Source organism: Bradyrhizobium manausense (genome assembly GCF_018129685.1).
GTDB lineage: Bacteria > Pseudomonadota > Alphaproteobacteria > Rhizobiales > Xanthobacteraceae > Bradyrhizobium > Bradyrhizobium manausense_D.
Genome location: NZ_JAFCLG010000001.1, coordinates 1,478,279 through 1,494,459 on the forward strand (window position 1 = coordinate 1,478,279; position 16,181 = coordinate 1,494,459).

Annotated in this window: 14 protein-coding genes; 9 read left to right on the forward strand and 5 right to left on the reverse strand. The window is 64.8% G+C overall.

Features of this window, described 5'->3' with window-relative positions; genetic code table 11:
- Positions 1-4: 4 nt before the first annotated feature.
- The 3 genes from JQ621_RS07125 to JQ621_RS07135 form a co-directional block, all read right to left on the reverse strand.
- A complete protein-coding gene (locus tag JQ621_RS07125) occupies positions 5-1,381 on the reverse strand; it encodes a sensor histidine kinase (RefSeq protein ID WP_212233664.1) in 1,377 nt (458 codons plus the stop codon).
- A gap of 94 nt (positions 1,382-1,475) precedes the next feature.
- Positions 1,476-2,147, reverse strand: coding sequence for a response regulator transcription factor (locus tag JQ621_RS07130; protein ID WP_129269371.1), 672 nt, complete (start codon positions 2,145-2,147; stop codon positions 1,476-1,478).
- Positions 2,148-2,378: 231 nt separating this feature from the next.
- Positions 2,379-2,534 (reverse strand): hypothetical protein, encoded by a 156-nt coding sequence (locus JQ621_RS07135; protein ID WP_212233665.1) that lies wholly within the window; start codon positions 2,532-2,534, stop codon positions 2,379-2,381.
- A gap of 232 nt (positions 2,535-2,766) precedes the next feature.
- Here JQ621_RS07135 and ku point away from each other — a divergent pair, with 232 nt between their 5' ends.
- From ku to JQ621_RS07175, 8 genes are all read left to right on the forward strand, one after another.
- Positions 2,767-3,777 (forward strand): non-homologous end joining protein Ku, encoded by a 1,011-nt coding sequence (gene ku / locus JQ621_RS07140; RefSeq protein ID WP_212233666.1) that lies wholly within the window; start codon positions 2,767-2,769, stop codon positions 3,775-3,777.
- Between the two features lie 58 nt (positions 3,778-3,835).
- On the forward strand, positions 3,836-4,072 hold the full coding sequence (locus JQ621_RS07145; RefSeq protein ID WP_212233667.1) for a hypothetical protein: 237 nt from the start codon (positions 3,836-3,838) through the stop codon (positions 4,070-4,072).
- A 188-nt stretch (positions 4,073-4,260) separates the two neighbouring features.
- The gene (locus JQ621_RS07150; RefSeq protein ID WP_212233668.1) at positions 4,261-4,443 is read left to right on the forward strand and encodes a hypothetical protein; all 183 of its coding nucleotides are present in this window, start codon (positions 4,261-4,263) and stop codon (positions 4,441-4,443) included.
- A gap of 185 nt (positions 4,444-4,628) precedes the next feature.
- Positions 4,629-4,793: a Flp family type IVb pilin gene (locus tag JQ621_RS07155; RefSeq protein ID WP_212233669.1), complete on the forward strand. Its 165-nt coding sequence runs from the start codon at positions 4,629-4,631 to the stop codon at positions 4,791-4,793.
- Between the two features lie 165 nt (positions 4,794-4,958).
- The gene (locus tag JQ621_RS07160) at positions 4,959-6,500 is read left to right on the forward strand and encodes a thymidine phosphorylase family protein (protein ID WP_212233670.1); all 1,542 of its coding nucleotides are present in this window, start codon (positions 4,959-4,961) and stop codon (positions 6,498-6,500) included.
- Entirely contained in the window at positions 6,497-7,417 is a 921-nt protein-coding gene (locus tag JQ621_RS07165; protein ID WP_212233671.1) for a ribose-phosphate diphosphokinase, read from the forward strand. Before JQ621_RS07160 ends, JQ621_RS07165 begins: the two co-directional genes overlap by 4 nt.
- On the forward strand, positions 7,414-9,009 hold the full coding sequence (locus JQ621_RS07170) for an MBL fold metallo-hydrolase (protein WP_212233672.1): 1,596 nt from the start codon (positions 7,414-7,416) through the stop codon (positions 9,007-9,009). The genes JQ621_RS07165 and JQ621_RS07170 overlap by 4 nt, the downstream gene beginning before the upstream one ends.
- Positions 9,010-9,684: 675 nt before the next feature.
- A complete protein-coding gene (locus JQ621_RS07175) occupies positions 9,685-11,319 on the forward strand; it encodes a thiamine pyrophosphate-requiring protein (protein WP_212233673.1) in 1,635 nt (544 codons plus the stop codon).
- 9 nt (positions 11,320-11,328) lie between these two features.
- Here the strand turns inward: JQ621_RS07175 and JQ621_RS07180 are convergent, their stop codons facing one another.
- Positions 11,329-12,918: an MDR family MFS transporter gene (locus tag JQ621_RS07180; RefSeq protein WP_212233674.1), complete on the reverse strand. Its 1,590-nt coding sequence runs from the start codon at positions 12,916-12,918 to the stop codon at positions 11,329-11,331.
- A 159-nt stretch (positions 12,919-13,077) separates the two neighbouring features.
- Positions 13,078-13,593, reverse strand: coding sequence for a YcgN family cysteine cluster protein (locus JQ621_RS07185; protein WP_212233675.1), 516 nt, complete (start codon positions 13,591-13,593; stop codon positions 13,078-13,080).
- 296 nt (positions 13,594-13,889) lie between these two features.
- On the opposite strand from JQ621_RS07185, the gene JQ621_RS07190 reads away from it, so the two are divergent.
- Positions 13,890-16,181 (forward strand): transglycosylase domain-containing protein, encoded by a 2,292-nt coding sequence (locus JQ621_RS07190; RefSeq protein ID WP_212233676.1) that lies wholly within the window; start codon positions 13,890-13,892, stop codon positions 16,179-16,181.

Consider the following 16,181-nt stretch of genomic DNA (forward strand, 5'->3'; position numbering starts at 1 on the left):
AGGATTAAATTCCCGGCAACACCAGCTCGGCGCGCAGGCCCCCGATCGGGGCGCCGCCGAGCGAGAGGCTGCCGCCATACAGCGCGGCGAGGTCCGTCACAATCGACAGGCCGAGCCCCGAGCCCGGCTTGGATTCGTCGAGCCGCTGGCCGCGCCGGGAGACCTGGGCGCGCTCGGCCTCCGAGAGGCCGCGGCCGTCGTCATCGACGATGATCCGTAGCCTGGGCCCTGCCCCCGCCTGCTGCGGGGCCTCCACCAAAACCTCAATGAAGACGCGCGAGGCGGCCCATTTGCAGGCATTGTCGACGAGGTTGCCGACCATCTCCTCCAGATCCTGCCGCTCGCCCCGGAACTTTGCCGACGGATCGGCCTTGGCCTCGATCGCGATGCCGCGGCCACGATAGATCTTTTCCATGGTCCGCCGCAGCGCTTCGATCGCGGGGGCGACCTCCGTCACGGTACCGACGACCGAGACTCTCGCCGCGATGCGAGCGCGCTCCAGATGATGGGCGAGCTGGCTCCGCATCACCTCGGCCTGTTCCATCACCTTGGCGGAGAACGGATCGGCGGCGTGGGCGCCGGCCTCGTTGACGATGACCGAGAGCGGCGTCTTGATCGCGTGCGCGAGATTGCCGACATGGGTGCGGGCGCGCTCGACGATCTCCCTGTTGGCATCGATCAGCGCGTTGGTCTCGCGCGCCAGCGGCGCGATCTCGACCGGGAATTCACCCTCGAGCCGCTCGGCTCTCCCCGAACGGATGTCGGCGATGGATTCGGAGATGCGTTTGAGCGGGGCGAGACCGAAGCGAACCTGGAACACGGTCGTGAGCAGCAGCACGATGCCGAGCGCGGTGAACGTGCCGCCGAGGTAGTAGTCGAAGCTCCGCGTTTCGTCGAAAATCTCGGTGTCGTCGCCCGCGACGCTGACGAGATATTTGCCATCGCTGCCGAGATCGACGGGGCGCTCGACCATGCGCAGATTCTGGCCCTCCGGCCCGTCGACATAAGCGAGGCGAATGCCGGCGGCGGTGAGCTCGGTACCCTGATCTTCGAGTTTCGGCAGCTTCTTGTCCCACAGCGAGCGCGAGGAGCGCACCTCCGGCTTCTCGGTGTCGGTGCGCGTGATCTGCCAGTACCAGCCGGACAGCGGCAGCTCGAACAGTGGCTCGCCGAGCGACTGGAACTGTCGGTCGGGCGGTTCGTCGGGCGTGGCGACCTCGGCGATCAGGGTGCGCAGATAGAGGTTGAGCCGGCGGTCGAAGGCGCGTTCGGTTGCGTTCTTGTAGACCGACGACAGCACCACGCCCGTGATCGCCAGGATCACCACGAGCCAGGCGGTCGCCGACAGGAACAGGCGATTCGCAAGCGAGCTGGCGGGCATCGGAATGATCCCGGAGGCGCGAGGTGGCGGCATGGCGTCGGCGGTCATATCAGGACCAAGGCCCGTGGCGGCCCGCCCGTCAAGCCCACAGCTCTCAGGCGCCGGCCGGCGGCGGGGTCAGGAGATAGCCAAGGCCGCGGACGGTCTGGATGATATCGACGTCAAGCTTCTTGCGGATGCGTCCGACGAAGACCTCAATCGTGTTGGAGTCGCGATCGAAGTCCTGATCGTAGAGGTGCTCGACCAGCTCGGTACGCGACACGACGCGCCCCGAATGGTGCATCAGATAGGCCAGAAGCCGATATTCGTGCGAGGTCATCTTGACCGGGTTGCCTGACACGCTGACGCGGCCGGTGCGGGTGTCGAGGGTGACCGGGCCGCAGGAGAGCTCGCTCTGGGCATGGCCGGTGGAGCGGCGCAGCAGCGCACGGATGCGCGCCAGCACCTCTTCCAGATGGAACGGCTTGGCGACGTAATCGTCGGCGCCGGCATCGAAACCCTGAACCTTGTCGCTCCAACGGTCGCGTGCGGTCAGGATCAGGACCGGCATGGTGCGGCCGTTGCGGCGCCAGGCCTCCAGCACAGAGATGCCGTCCTTCTTGGGCAGGCCGATGTCGAGCACCACGGCGTCATACGGTTCGTTGTCGCCGAGATAGTGTCCTTCCTCACCGTCGAAGGCACGGTCGACGACATAGCCGGCGTCCGTCAGCGCCTTGGTGAGCTGGCGATTGAGATCCGGGTCGTCCTCAACGACAAGCAGGCGCACGCTTCTCTCCAAAAATAGACTGCACGATCGATCGCCCGAGATGAGCAATTCCGGCGTGAACTGAGTATGAACGCGGGGAACTGCCTGCGTTACTTTTTGGTCATATACGATCTGTTCGCGACAAACGCGACTGCGCCCGCCAGGCCACTTTGACGAAACGGCGGCACGGCGGGCGCAATGTGCCGCGTCGCGCGGCTATACGGAAGGTCCGCCCTTCCTGTCAGCCTGCCGTCAGGTCCGGAAGAACACGAACCAGATGACGGCAAGAATCAGGATCGCAAGCCCGGTCGAAATGGCTAGCAGGGCTGCCACCGACGGGCCAGGTTCGCCCTGGCGTGCCTCGGTCGCGGTCTCGATGATGGGATGGTCCTCGCGCCTGGTTGCCATGGGTAGCCTCAATTCTGGATGTCGCCTCCGGTGACCGCGCCCCATCGCGGCCTGTGTCCCGAGCCAACGCCCGATCCGAATTGATGTTCCGGTTTTTGGACTGAATCGGGCCAATCGGCGGGGGTGAGCGACTGGTTAACGCAGTTGCAAGATTCCGATCGGAGCTGTGTATGATTCGGTGTTCTGCGATGGTATCTTCATAGGTATGTCCCCGTTGCGTTTGGAGTAGCCCATGGCCCCCCGCGCCAATTGGAAGGGTTTTCTGCGTCTGTCGCTCGTGACCTGCCCGGTCGCGCTGTATCCGGCCACGTCGGATACGGAGAAGGTCTCGTTCAACCAGATCAATCGCAAGACCGGCCACCGGATCAAATATCTCAAGGTCGACGCCGAGACCGGCGACGAGGTGACTTCCGAGGACATCGTCAAGGGCTACAAGGTCGACACCGACACCTACATCGAGGTCACCAAGGACGAGCTCGACGACATCGCGCTGGACTCGACCCACACGATCGACATCGACGAGTTCGTGCCGAAGACCGACATCGACAACCGCTATCTGATCCGCCCCTATTACCTCGTGCCGGACGGCAAGGTCGGCCATGACGCCTATGCGGTGATCCGCGAGACCATCCGCAGCATGAACAAGGTCGCGATCGGCCGCGTGGTGCTGACCAACCGCGAACACATCATCGCGCTCGAGCCGCTCGAGGCCGGCCTGATGGGCACGCTGCTGCGCTACCCCTACGAGGTGCGCAGCGAGCGCGAATATTTCGACGACATCCAGGACGTGAAGCTGACGAAGGACATGCTCGACCTCGCCAAGCATATCGTCGAGAAGAAGTCCGGCGCGTTCGAGCCCGAGTTGTTCGAAGATCACTATGAGACCGCGCTGATCGATCTCATCAACAAGAAGCGCGCGGGCACACCGATCACGGCCAAGGCCGCGCCGAAGAGCGGCGGCAATGTCATCAATCTGATGGATGCGCTGAAAAAGAGCCTCGCGAACGAGAAGGACACGGCGCCTGCGGCAAAGGTCGTGAAGGAAACCGCCAAGGAAATCGCCAAGGAGACCGCCAAGGAGACCGCCAAGGCGAAGAAGCCGAAGAAGCGCGTCGAAGGCCAGCGCGAAATGCTGCTGCCGATCTCGGGCAAGGGCGGCAAGGACGCCGCGGCCAAGGAGACTGCCCCCAAGAAGGCCGACAAGCCGGTGCGCGCGACCGCGCGAACGAAGAAGGCCGGCTGAAGCCATCGCATCGCCGACCGCGCCGTGACGTCTTCCCTCTTCGATCGAGCGGCCTGACATGCCCTGGTCGACGCCGTTCGCCGATCCGATCAGCTTGCGCGGCGGACGCAGCCTGCGCACCCTGCAGGAGGCCGCCGACTTCATCATGAAGCTGCCGGAAGCCGAGCAGCAGGAGCCGCGCTGGCAGACAGCAATCGAGATGCTGATCAACGCAGCGGAGACCGGCGGCGGCTGGCTGTTGTTCGCTCGCATCGGCATGCTGCGTGCGCTGAATGCCGATGGCCCGCGCGATTGAGCCCTGATCGGCATGCTTGCCGATGCGTTGACAGACAGCCTCAACAATCCGTTAAGCGGCCGGATCGTTTTCGGCACCACGATGCCAGTTCGCCGCACCCGGGTAGTCCTACGGGACACAAAATTAACTGCTGATTGCCTTTGCGCGCACCATGGTCCGCCATCGATTGAGCCAGGGTTCGCACCTCCGTGCCGCAGCAGGACGCAAGAAAGAATTACATCGGCATCGTCAGTGATACGGCCGAGGAAGAGCGCAGCGCCGATACGGCGTTGCGGGCGCAGCCGCATGTCGTGAGTTATCTGTTCGGGCGCCTGGCGGCAGCGCTGGGACGCCAGCGCAAGGGCGCGCCGGGACACACCACCAGCAGTTGAAGGTGGGCTGCTTCCGCTCATTTGAAGTAAATAATGAAACCTTCGTTTAACGGCTGTTACGTTAAGACACGGCAGGCTGGGTTCGGCCGAACCCGCATTTGATGCGCGATAAGCGCCTCGTCGATCGCTTTACCAGTTTGATAACGACGCGCGCCTATATTGGACCGGATGAACAGGAGTTGGCGATGATTGTGCTCAGGTCTTTTCTTGCCGACGAGAAGGGTGCGACCGCGATCGAATATGGCCTGATCGCCGCCGGCATTGCGCTCGCCATCGTCACCGTCGTCACCAACACGGGCAGCGTCCTGCTCAGCAACAAGTTCAACTCGATCAGCGCGGCCACGAAGTAAGGCCGTCTCGTCATCACATCTCGTCATTACGAGCCACCGGGTTGCGCAAGCCGCGGCCCTATTGGCTCGCAATGGGCGGCCGATCTGGCGGACCATGATCTGAGTCAAGCCCGTCGAAACAGCGGCAGCTAAGCATGACGGACCCAGCTTCCTGCGGTCCCGTTCATGAATCCGGATATTTCACGCCCCCAGCTCAAAATACGCCGCGTCCATCTCGATACGGGCCGCGAGAACGTCGTCGTCATTTCCAGGCGGTCGAAGGCGCTGCGTGCGGATATCTTTCGCGGCTTCAGCCGCGTCGAGCTTCGGCTGGACGACAAGACGCTGCTCGCGACGCTCCTGATCACCGATGATGACGCGTTGGCAGCCCAGGACGAAATCGGCCTTTCCGAGCCTGCGTTCCATCGCTTCGCCAAGCCGGTCGGCACGCTGGTCACGGTCGCACCGGCATCGCCTCCGGAAAGCCTCGAGGCGGTGCGCGCCAAGATCCGCGGTCGAACGCTCGACCAGACGGAGATTGGCGCGATCATCAACGACCTCGCCCATTTTCGCTATTCCGACATGGAGATCGCCGCCTTCCTGATCGGCTCGGCGAGCTTCATCACCAGTGATGAGCTGCTGGCCCTCACCGGCGCCATGGCACAGGCTGGCACGCAGCTGGTGTGGCCGGACCCGATCGTGGTCGACAAGCACTGCATTGGCGGCATTCCCGGCAACCGCACCTCGATGGTCGTGGTGCCGATCGTCGCTGCCCACGGCCTGCCGATCCCGAAGACCTCGTCGCGCGCCATCACCTCGCCGGCCGGAACGGCCGACACGATGGAGGTGCTGGCGCGGGTGAATGTCGGCGTCGAGGAGATGAAGTCGATCGTCTCCTCCTGCAACGGATGCCTGATCTGGGGCGGGCACGTGAACCTGTCGCCGGCCGACGACGTGCTGATCTCGGTCGAGCGCCCGCTCAGCCTGGACACCCGCGAGCAGATGGTCGCCTCCATCATGTCCAAGAAGATCGCGGCGGGATCGACGCATCTGTTGATCGACATCCCGGTCGGGCCGACCGCGAAGGTCACCACGGCCATCGACGCGATGCGGCTGCGGAAGCTGTTCGAATTCGTCGGCGACCGGTTTGGCCGGTCGGTCGAGGTGATCACGACTGACGGCCGCCAGCCGATCGGCAACGGCATCGGCCCGGTGCTCGAAGCCAATGACGTGATGGCGGTGCTCAGCAACGAGGCGGATGCGCCGCACGATCTGCGCGAGAAATCGCTGCGTCTCGCCGCCCATCTGCTGGAATACGATCCGAAGCTGCGTGGCGGCGCCGGCTACGCACGTGCGCGCGAGTTGCTCGAGAGCGGTGCCGCGCTGAAGCAGATGCAGAAGATCATCGACGCCCAGGGCCCGTCGAAATGCCGCACCGATCTCGGACCCATCAGCTTCGACGTCAAGGCGGTACATGACGGCGTGGTGTCGGCAATCGACTGCTTCCGACTGAACCGCCTCGCCCGCACGGCCGGCGCGCCACTCGACAAGGGGGCCGGCATCCGCCTTTTCAAGAAGATCGGCGACCGCGTCGAACAAGGTGAGCCGCTCTATCGTGTCTACACGTTCGACGCGCCCGAGCATGATCTGGCCGCCTCGGCCGCCCGGCAGGAGACCGGGTACATCCTCAACGGTCATGAGGCTCTCCAAGGCAGGACGCAGTCGTGAGCACGATCTTGCTTCAAGCCCTGCCCTCGGGCACCGGCGCGGCCGCGCGGCTAGCGGCACGGCTTGGACTGAGTTGCGACGAGATCGCCCTGCACCACTTTCCGGACGGCGAGCTGCGCGTCACGGTCGCGCCGGCGGCCGACACCACCATTCTTTATGTGCCGCTCCATCAACCCAATGACAAGCTGATCGCGTTGCTGTTCGCCGCAGAGGCACTGCGGCGCGGCGGCGCCAAGCGGCTGGTGTTGGCCGCACCCTATCTGTGCTACATGCGGCAGGACACCGCGTTTCGTCCGGGCGAAGCCATCAGCCAGCGCGCCATGGGCCGCCTGCTCGCAACACTCGTGGACCGTGTCGTCACCGTGGACGCTCATTTGCATCGCACACCCGACATCGGGTCCGTATTTCCAGGCATCGAGGCGGAGAACCTGTCCGCGATGCCGGCGATCGCAGATGCGCTCGCCGCTGACGGCATCGATCCGGCGACCGTCGTGATCGGTCCCGACGCCGAGTCCGAACCGTGGGTGAAGGATCTCGCCGGCCGGCTACGGTTGAAGCACACGGTGGCCCGCAAGAGGCGGCACGGCGATCGCTCCGTCGACATCGATTTTGCCGATCCGACGCTGCTATCGGGGCGGCCGGCGCTGATGGTCGACGACATCGTATCCTCGGGAACGACGCTGATGGTCGCAGCGCGGGCGCTGCGGACGATGGGCGCAACTGCCGTCGATGCGGTCGTGACGCACGCGCTGTTTCCGGCGGCGATGGTCACGGCATTCACCGACGCCGGCATCCGGTCGATCCGCTCGACCGACAGCGTGCCGCATCCGACCAATGCGATCGCGCTCGATGCGATTCTCGCGGCCGCCTTGCAGTCCGAACTTCGCACGATACAGCCGCGGGAGACGATGAGATGAGCGTGACCGTTCGCTTCTGCGGTGCTGCGCGCACCGTGACCGGCTCCAGCTATCTGTTCCAGACCGCCGCCGGCCGCTTCCTGGTCGATTGCGGCCTGTTCCAGGGACAGAAGACGCTCAAGGAGCTCAATTACCGCGCATTCCCGTTCCGTCCGGCAGATATCCGGACAGTCCTGCTCACGCACGCCCATATCGACCACAGCGGCCTGCTGCCGAAGCTCGTGCGCGAAGGTTTTGCGGGCCCTATCCTGGCGACGCGCGGCACGATCGACCTCTGCTCCTACATGCTGCCGGACGCCGGCAGCATCCAGGAGTCCGAGGTCGCGCAGCTCAACCGGCGCAACAAGGCCCGCGGCCGCAAGGAAGTCCAGCCGATCTACACGCAGGCCGACGCGGTCGCATCGCTCCAATCGTTTCGCCCGATCGATTATGAACACTGGGTCGACGTAATACCGGGCGTTCGCGCCCGCTACTGGAACGCCGGCCATTTGCTCGGATCCGCCTCCATCGAGCTCGAAATCGCCGAGCAAGATTCGCCGCGACCGCTGCGCGTACTGCTCTCCGGCGATGTCGGGCCCGAGGCAAAGCTGCTCCAGCCGGACCCCGAAGCACCGAGTGACCTCGACTATGTCATCTCGGAATCCACCTATGGCGACCGCGTGCGAGCCGCGACGACGCCTGTGCTCCGCCGGCAGCATCTTGCAGCCGAGGTGCGCGAGGCCGCGGCGGCCGGAGGCGCGCTGCTGATCCCCGCCTTCGCGGTCGAACGCACCCAGGAGCTGATCGTCGATCTCGTCGACCTGATGGAGCACGGCGAGATCCCGACCGCGCCGATCTTCCTCGACTCGCCGCTCGCGATCCGCGCCACCGAGGTGTTCCGCCGGCACGCCGCCAGCCTCGACCCGAGCGTCGATGCCGACCGCCTGCTCAACTCGCCGCATCTGAAGTTCACCGAGACGGCTGACGAGAGCAAGGCGATCATGCGGCTCAGCGGCTTTCATATCATCATCGCGGCAAGCGGCATGTGCGATGCCGGACGGATCCGCCATCACCTGAAGCGCTGGCTCTGGAACGAGCGCGCGACCGTGCTGCTCGCCGGCTTCCAGGCCAACGGCACGCTCGGCCGCTTTCTGCAGGACGGGGCGAAGGCCGTGCGAATCCAGGGCGAGGAAATCCGGGTCGCGGCGCGGATTCGCATGATCGATGAATATTCGGGTCATGCCGACGGCGCCGGCATGGCCGGCTGGATCGCGGCGCGCCGCCCTATCGCGCGCGGGCTGTTCCTGGTCCATGGCGAGGAAGGCGCCGTCGCGGGCCTGGCCGAGCGCGTCGCCGAGCGCATCATTCCGGCGGCGAAGGTCTACCAGCCGATGCTTGACGATATCTACGAACTCGCCGCCCCTGAACCGCGCGTGATCGACGTCGATCATCGCCGGCGGCTCTCGCCCGAGGCCGTGACCCGTCTCGACTGGCACAACGAGATGTCGGAGCTCACGCTCGGCATCAACGACAGGCTTGCAGCAGCCGCCGACGACCGTGCCCGCGGCATCATCATCCGAAGGCTGCGACGCGCGCTGGAAGAAACGGCGTAAAGGGGCGGCAGGGTGGCTGGAAACAATCGGTCTCTCCCAGCCTCGTCACTCGCTTCCCATTTCCGTCGACTTTGACGGCCAAATGTGTGCTGATATTCTCTACGGCGTGGCGCGGCGAGCTATGCCGTCAGTCATTGAACCAAGCTATTTGAAGGATGCGGATGAGACGCACGACGCTCCTGGCTCTCGGCCTCGTGTTGATCGGAATTTGGTCGCAGGACAGCGCGCGAGGACAAAGTTCCGCCACGCCGCCGGTATCTCTCAGCCCGCCCAAAGCGTCGCCACCTCGCGCCGGTACGAAGAACCACCCGGCAACGTCCGACAGGCTGCCGTCGACACCGGCCCCTGACGGACTTCCGCAATTGCCAAATCCCGCTCCCGCCGCCGACTATGATGGCTTCAGCGTCGACAACGAGGGCAATGACACTCCGGATCAGGCGACGCCATCTGTGAGGACACGCGCGGCAAAAGGCGGCGCGGGGCAGCAATCGATCGACGAGGAAGACGAAGCTTTGAAGCGCAAATTGACCATTTGCAAGAACTGCAAATAGGACGGTCGCCAAGCCCTTTGCATAGCTGACTGTCGTCTCGCCGCGCTTTACCCTCCCCTTATTTCCTGATCCTCTCTCCTTCAATCGGCCGGAGCAACCGGCCTCGCTCAGGGAGAGAGACGCCATGAAGCTCGGCACCGCCATTGCGGAAATCATGCGGCGCGAGGGGATCGAGATCCTCTGCGGCTATCCCGTCAATCATCTGATCGAGCACGCGGCGAAGGCCGAGATCCGCCCCGTGATGGTGCGGCAGGAGCGCGTCGGCGTTCACATGGCGGATGCGATCTCGCGGGTCACCTCGGGGCGCACGATCGGTGCATTCTGCATGCAGCACGGCCCCGGCGCGGAGAATGCGATGGGCGGCGTCGCGCAGTGCTTTGGCGAATCCGTGCCCGTGCTGGTGCTGCCGATGGGATATCAGCGCCGGCTTGCGCATATCGAGCCGAACTTCAATTCCAGCGAGGCGATGAAGCCGTTCTCGAAATCGTCCGAGCCGATCATCATCGCCGCCGAGGTCGCCAACATCTTTCGGCGCGCCTTCTCCAAGCTCAAGAACGGCCGCGGCGGGCCCGTCATCGTCGAGATCCCCGCCGACATGTGGAACGAGGAGGTGCCGGAGCCGCTGAACTACACGCCAGTGCTGCGCACCCGCTACGGCGCCGACCCCGTGCATTTAAAGGAGGCAGCCGCCCTGCTCGTCAACGCCAAACGGCCGGTGATCTATGCCGGTCAGGGCGTGCATTACGCGCAGGCCTGGCCGCAGTTGAAGCGGCTGGCGGAGCGGCTCGCTATTCCCGTCACCACCAGCTTGGGAGGCAAATCCTCGTTTCCGGAAACGCATCCGCTTTCGCTCGGCTCGGGCGGCCTCGCGGTGCCGCGCGCAGTTCCGAAATTTCTGGCCGAGGCCGACGTCATCTTCGGCATCGGCTGCTCCTTCACCGAGACCAGCTTTGGCATCGCCATGCCGAAGGACAAGACCATCGTCCATTCGACGCTTGATCCGAACCATCTCAACAAGGATGTCGAGGCGAAGATCGGCCTCGTCGGCGACGCCGGGCTCGTGCTGGACGCGCTGCTCGAGGAGATCGGCAAGACCGTCACCGCCGATCGCGATGCTTCCGCGGTCGCCGCCGAGATCGCGGCCTCGCACAAGGAATGGCTGGCGAAATGGATGCCAAAACTCACCAGCAATGATGCTCCGCTCAACCCCTATCGCGTGCTATGGGACTTGCAGCACGCCGTCGACATCAACAACACCATCATCACCCATGATGCCGGCAGCCCGCGCGACCAGCTCTCGCCGTTCTGGAAGGCGGTCACACCGCTCTCCTATCTTGGCTGGGGCAAGACGACCCAGCTCGGCTACGGGCTCGGTCTCGCAATGGGCGCAAAGCTGGCAAGACCCGACAAGCTCTGCATCAATGTCTGGGGCGATGCGGCGATCGGCTTCACCGGCATGGATTTCGAGACCGCGGTGCGCGAGCGCATCCCGATCATGTCGATCCTGCTCAACAATTTCTCGATGGCGATCGAGCTCAAGGTCATGCCGATCTCGACGGAGAAGTATCGCTCGACCGATATTTCCGGCGACTACGCCGCGATGGCACGCGCCTTCGGCGGCTATGGCGAACGCGTCACAAAGCCCGAGGACATCATCCCCGCGATCAAGCGCGGCATCCAGAAAACGAAGGAAGGCGTGCCGGTGCTGCTGGAGTTCATCACCAGCAAGGAGACCGAGGTGTCGCGGCCGGGGACGTAGGGGAATCCCCTACTCCGCCATCTCGACCGGCTGAGTGACGGCGGGACCGGCCAGTGGCCGCTCCTCCATCATGATCAGACTGAGCGAGGCGGTGGTCATCAGCGCGGTCGCGGCCGCGAAGACGTAGCGGAAAGCGTGCCGCATGTCTTCAGTGGGGATCGCGGGAATACTGCCCGCAGCATGATGCTCGCCAGCGAGGGGAATGTCGGCGCCGAGCGCAATGAGCAGGATCGCGGCAAATGCGGCGACCGTGAACGAGGACATCAGCGAGCGGAAGAAGTTCATCGCGCCCGTGATGGTGCCGACCAGCGGACGGGCGACGGAATTCTGGAGCGAGACCACGCAAACCGGGAAGGTCGTGCCGAGGCCGAGCGCAAACGCGGCCATCAGCGACAGCAACGCCCACAGCGGCAAGGTCGTCAGCGTGAGAGCGAGCGCGCACAGCGCGGCCCAGGACGTACCCACGATGGCGACGCGCTTGTAGTGCTTGGCCCGCGCCATGGTGCGGCCGGCGACGGCCGCGCCCACCGTCGAGACCGCCGCGAGCGGGATCAGCGCAAGGCCGGCCTCGCTGGCGCTGAGGTGATAGACCGACTCGTAATAGAGCGGCAGCTGCACGGTAAGGCCGGTGATCGCACCGAGACCGCACCCGCCCGCGGTCAGCGCGAAGGGCGCGACAGATCCCGAGAGCAGCGGCAACGGCAAAAACGGCTCGTCGGCGCGGCGCGCATGCCAGACGAAGGTGAGCGCGAGCGCGACGGCGCCGCCCACCATCGCAAGAACAGTCGGCGACAGCCATTTGAAGCGCGTGCCGCCCCAGGTCAGCACCAGCATGAAAACAACGGCCGAGGCCATCAGCAGCACGCCGCCGAGCCAGTCGACCTTGCGCTTGCGGTGAAACACCGGGATCCGCTTCATCTTCGGCAACAGCAGCGCAAGTGCAGCAGCGGTGAGCGGAAGGTTGATCCAGAAGATCATCGACCAGTGCAGATGCTCGGCAAAGACGCCGCCGATGACGGGGCCCAGGATGCCGCCGACCATCCAGACACTGGAGAAATAGGCCTGGTACTGGCCACGCTCGCGCGGGGAAACAACGTCGGAGATCACGGTCTGCACGACCGGCATGATGCCGCCGCCGCCCAGTCCCTGCAGGCCGCGCGCGAGGATGAGCATCGGCATGCTTGGCGCGACCGCGCACAACACCGAGCCGGCGACGAAAAGGCTGAGCGAAACGATGATCATGACCTTGCGGCCATAGATGTCGCTCAGCGTGCCGAACACCGGCGCAACCGCGGTCGAGGCGAGCAGATAGGCGGTGATGACCCAGGAGAGGTTCGAGACGTCGCCGAACTGGCGCCCGATGGTCGGCAGCGCGGTGGCGACGATGGTCTGGTCGAGGGCAGCCAGGAACATCGTCAGCATCAGGCTGATGACGATGGTGCGGACATCGTCCGAGGTCAGCGGTGCCGGCGGCGAGATCGACGGCGCGTCACTGACGCTGATGACCTCGCCCGGAAGGCGGGTCAGTTCCTCGGCGAGATCGTCGGGCAATGTCTGGATATCGGCAGACGGGCTGCTCTGCCGTGCGAACTGGTTCATTTCGGGCGTGTCAGAGGGCTTGCTGCGGCGCAATGCCGCGAAGGATTCGTTCTACGAACCCAATCTAAACAGCAAACTTCTTCCCAGGCAGGCACCGCGGCGCATGGGTGCATCCCGCGCCGTGGTCATCGCGAACATGTGAAGCCAGGATCGGGCGGATCAGTCCTTGGGGCGTCGCTTCAGGCGCGCCCGTTTCGGCAGCTGCCCCGGCCACTGCACGAGGTGATGTTCGAGCTCTTCGTCCGGAATCGCCTCCTCGGTGCCCTCGACCCGGCCGCGCACGGAGACGCCGGCCTCGTGCACCGTGTTGGGATCGCCCGAAATCAGCGGATGCCACCAATAGAGATCGCGGCCCTGGGCGACGAGCCTGTAGCCGCAGCTCGGCGGCAGCCATGTCAGGGTCCGGACCTTTTCGGGCGTCATGACAACGCAGTCCGGCACGAAGTCGAAGCGATTCGCGTAGCTCTTGCAGCCGGCCGAGCAGGAATCGAGCAGCCTGCAGCTGACATCGGTGAAATAGATCTCGCCGGTATCCTCATCTTCGAGCTTGTTCAGGCAGCAGCGGCCGCAGCCGTCGCACAGGCTCTCCCACTCGGCCGGCGACATCTCCTCCATCTTCTTGGTTTTCCAGAAGAATCCATCCTGGTCCGAAGGTGGCTTGCGAGCTGCGGTCATGCGCCTGATACTAATCCAAAGAGCTGCGGGTAGCACCATCTAGGGCGGGCTGCCCGGAAGCTGCAAGCAAGGCCGGCAGAAGCCCCGTAATGAACCGGGGTTCAATTCAGCCTGTTGTTCAAAATTGCGAGCCTGACCATTGGTTTATAGGCCCCGCTCGGCTAGAAGGACAGCAAGTCCGCCTTGGGTGCGCGAAACGGGCGCCTTGGGTTTGCCGCAACAATCCCTCAAGACGTCTCGATGCCGCCCCGGCCGGGTTGCTTGAACGCTTTCGAAGCGAGCCTCAAGGGTTCTAGGTGGTCCAGAACACACCATCCAATTGGAAGAGCAAAGTCCGGAACTTCTTCCTGGACCTCGATGCACGCATCGACTCCTCGCTGTTCTCCTCGGCCAAGGGCATCCGCGAGCTCTACGAACGCTACTCGACTTTCATGGACCGCTTCTATGTCGGGCGATGGAAGCGCTGGGTGTTCATCGAGCCGTTGTCGGAAGCCGCGACGCTCGGCCTCGGCGGCATGGTGCTGATGCTGATCCTCGCCATTCCCGCCTTCCGCGAGACCGCGGACGAGGACTGGCTGAAGAAGTCCGACCTCGCGGTGACGTTCCTCGACCGCTACGGCAACCCGATCGGCAGCCGCGGCATCAAGCACAACGACTCGATCCCGCTGGAAGATTTTCCTGATGTCCTGATCAAGGCGACGCTCGCGACCGAAGACCGCCGCTTCTACGAGCATTTCGGCATCGACATCGCCGGCACGGCGCGCGCGCTCGTCACCAACGCGCAGGCGGGCGGCGTCCGCCAGGGCGGCTCCTCGATCACGCAGCAGCTCGCCAAGAATCTGTTCCTGAGCAACGAGCGCACCATCGAGCGCAAGATCAACGAGGCCTTCCTCGCGGTCTGGCTGGAATGGCGCCTGACCAAGAACGAGATCCTCAAGCTCTATCTCGACCGCGCCTATATGGGCGGCGGCACCTTCGGCGTCGACGGTGCGGCGCATTTCTACTTCAACAAATCGGCGCGCGACGTGACGCTGGCGGAAGCCGCGATGCTCGCGGGCCTGTTCAAGGCGCCGACGAAATACGCGCCGCACATCAACCTGCCCGCCGCGCGTGCCCGCGCCAACGTCGTGCTCGACAATCTCGTCGATGCCGGCTTCATGACCGAGGGCCAAGTGTTCGGCGCCCGCCGCAACCCGGCCTTCGCGGTCGACCGCCGCGACGAGGCCTCGCCGAACTATTATCTCGACTATGCCTTCGACGAGATGCGCAAGCTCGTCGACACCTTCCCGAAATCCTACACCGAGCGCGTGTTCGTCGTTCGCCTCGCGATCGACACCAACGTGCAGAAGGCCGCGGAAGACGCCATCGAGAACCAGCTGCGCCAGTTCGGCCGCGACTATCACGCGACACAGGCTGCGACCGTCGTCTCCGATCTCGACGGCGGCATTCGCGCCATGGTCGGCGGCCGCGATTACGGCGCCAGTCAGTTCAACCGCGCCGTCGACGCCTATCGCCAGCCGGGCTCCTCGTTCAAGCCTTACGTCTACACCACCGCGCTCCTGAACGGCTTCACGCCGAACTCGGTCGTGGTCGACGGCCCGGTCTGCATCGGCAATTGGTGTCCGCAGAACTATGGCCATTCCTATTCCGGCGCGGTGACGCTGACGCAGGCGATCACGCGCTCGATCAACGTCGTGCCCGTCAAACTCTCGATCGCGATCGGCCAGAAGGAACAGCCCAAGGCACCGAACCCGGCCAAGATCGGCCGCGCCAAGATCGTCGAGGTCGCCCGCCGCTTCGGCATCAAGGCGCCGCTGCCCGACACGCCGTCGCTGCCGATCGGCTCGGACGAAGTCACCGTGCTCGAACACGCCGTCGCCTATGCGACCTTCCCCAACCGCGGCAAATCGGTGACGCCGCATTCGGTGCTCGAGGTGCGCACCGGCGCAGGCGATCTCGTCTGGCGCTGGGACCGCGACGGCCCGAAGCCGAAGCAGGCCATTCCCGCGAATATCGCCGCCGACATGGCCGGCATGATGAGCCACGTCGTCAGCGAAGGCACCGCGCGCCGCGCCGCGCTCGACGGCATTCCGACCGCCGGCAAAACCGGCACCACCAATGCGTATCGCGACGCCTGGTTCGTCGGCTACACCGGCAATTTCACTTGCGCGGTCTGGTACGGCAATGACGACTACTCGCCGACCAACCGCATGACCGGCGGCTCGCTGCCGGCGCAGACCTGGCACGACATCATGGTCGCCGCGCATCAGGGCGTCGAGGTCCGCGAGATTGCCGGCATCGGCATGGGCCAGAAGCTGCCGCCGGAGCGCGTTGCCAACGCGCAGGCCAATGCCGGACCGAAGGTGCTGGAGACCAAGCCCGGCCCGCCGCCGGTGCTGACCAAGCGCGGCGCCGACATTTTGGTGCGCGTCGAGAAGCTGCTCGACGACGCGGCCAAGACCACCACCAAGTCGGCGACCGACGACAGCAAGCAGGCCAAGCCGGCCTCGTCGACGAGCGCGCTCGCCTTCCCGCAGAATTACGCGGCCGAGGAGAACGCGAACGCATCCACCCCGCGCAAGAATTGA